Source organism: Luteibacter sp. P4_D7_3 (assembly GCF_056401735.1).
The window spans coordinates 1-1,542 of the sequence record NZ_JBFUIT010000533.1 but is presented as its reverse complement, the minus strand read 5'-3'; the positions used below and the strand labels follow the sequence as shown (position 1 = coordinate 1,542).

The window sequence follows — 1,542 nt, the reverse complement described above, 5'->3', positions numbered from 1 at the left end:
CTCTTGCACCATGTGCGGACGCTGCTGCCACGGTCTGCGGCTTCCGCTTGGCATGGCCGAAGCGCGTACGTGGCTTCGCGAAGGAGGCGATGTCGAAATTTTCTGCGAGGCGATCCCCTGGCCGCAGGAACCTCCGGCGGACGATGGCGTGGCCCAACACAAACGTAAGCGATCCTTTCCCACCGCCAGTGGGACACTACCGGTACGTGTCACCGTTTCGTTGTTAGCCACGTTCGCAGGGGCTTGTCCCAACCTGCGCAGTGACATGAGCTGCGGCATCTACGAGCGCCGGCCGATGGCATGCCGCATCTACCCAGCCGAAGTGAATCCCTTTCTTTCGGTCGACCCTTTGCAGAAACTCTGTCCGCCGGAGGCATGGGAAACCGCGACCGTCCTGCAGAACGATGCGGGCAACTGGGCCGACGAGACGGTGGCAGACGCGGTCGTCCGCCGTCGCGGTGCGGACTATAGCGAGGCCGACGCCAAAGGGCGTTTGTGCGATCTCCTCGGTGTTACCGAGGCAGGGCTCACGAACGAAGGCGTCGTGACGCATACGCCGGAGCCATCACAGCTGCTGGCCGCGCTCGATGTCGTGTTGGTCGAGGCGTCGAACGAATCCTTCAAACCTGACTGGGTGTTGGTATCGCATCGCCCGAACACGCTGGCGCTGCTGGCTTCGGCCGGAGCGAACCTCTTGCATGCAGGCGACCTTGCCGACAGTGGCCGGCGCTTCATCGCGTTCGTCGAACCCGGCATCTACGCCTGAGGTTTCTCCCGGCGCGACACTGGCTCGATGGATGCCATCGGGCCAGTAGCCGTTCTCCTAAGGCGGCGTGCCCTGGCTGATCCAGCCGGCGAACAGCTGCACCATTTGCTGCGTCCACGCTTTGGATGGCGGGGGAGGCATGCTGCCGCTGCTCACGCGCGAATAGATCTGCGACGCGTACACCACGACGTCGTTATAGACGCTCAGGTCGAGGGTTCCCCTCGTGACCTGCTTCATATGAGCGATGTCGGTCGCGTTGAACAGCGGCGCGATGTCCTTCGCGAAACTGATGCCGGCTGGAGCGGCGGCGGCATCGGCGGTGATCTGGGGTCGTAGGTTCGTCATGCATGGCTCCTGGCTCTGCGTTGAGGGATGCTTCTTACTTAAGCGTGCGATTGCGTACGACTTCGGTAGCCCCGGAAGGACTCGGCACGCTCGGGGGCTCAGGCTTATGCACGGCACCGTTGGCGAGGATCACGCTGAAATCGCCGGAGGCGTGCTGTCCCTGGCTGCCGTGGCAACCCATGCAGCCGCCCATGTTGTAGGCGCCGCCGCCATAGAACATGTTCTTGTGAATGCCCGTGCCACCGAACTGGGACTCGTAGTCGCTGTTGACACCGGTATAGCCGCTGCCGACCAGGCCACCGCTAAACAGCTGCAGCGGGCGATTGGTTTCCACGACGATATTCGCGAGGTGATAGCTGGCCGGGTTCCGACCCGTGTACGGATCGTTGGTCTTGTAGACGCCGGCGTAGTCCTTGTCGACCGCCTCGAAC

At 63.0% G+C, this 1,542-nt stretch carries 3 protein-coding genes; 1 reads left to right on the top strand and 2 read right to left on the bottom strand.

Annotation, left to right across the window (positions count from 1 at the left end; genetic code table 11):
• On the top strand, positions 1-766 hold a 766-nt coding region (locus tag AC1DSN_RS22420), incomplete at its 5' end, for a YkgJ family cysteine cluster protein (RefSeq protein ID WP_477333016.1).
• Between the two features lie 57 nt (positions 767-823).
• Here AC1DSN_RS22420 and AC1DSN_RS22415 read toward each other — a convergent pair.
• Positions 824-1,111 carry a hypothetical protein gene (locus AC1DSN_RS22415; protein ID WP_063571126.1) on the bottom strand — a complete coding sequence of 96 codons (288 nt, stop codon included), beginning with the start codon at positions 1,109-1,111 and terminating at the stop codon, positions 824-826.
• A gap of 34 nt (positions 1,112-1,145) precedes the next feature.
• On the bottom strand, positions 1,146-1,542 hold a 397-nt coding region (locus AC1DSN_RS22410; RefSeq protein ID WP_477333014.1), incomplete at its 5' end, for a hypothetical protein.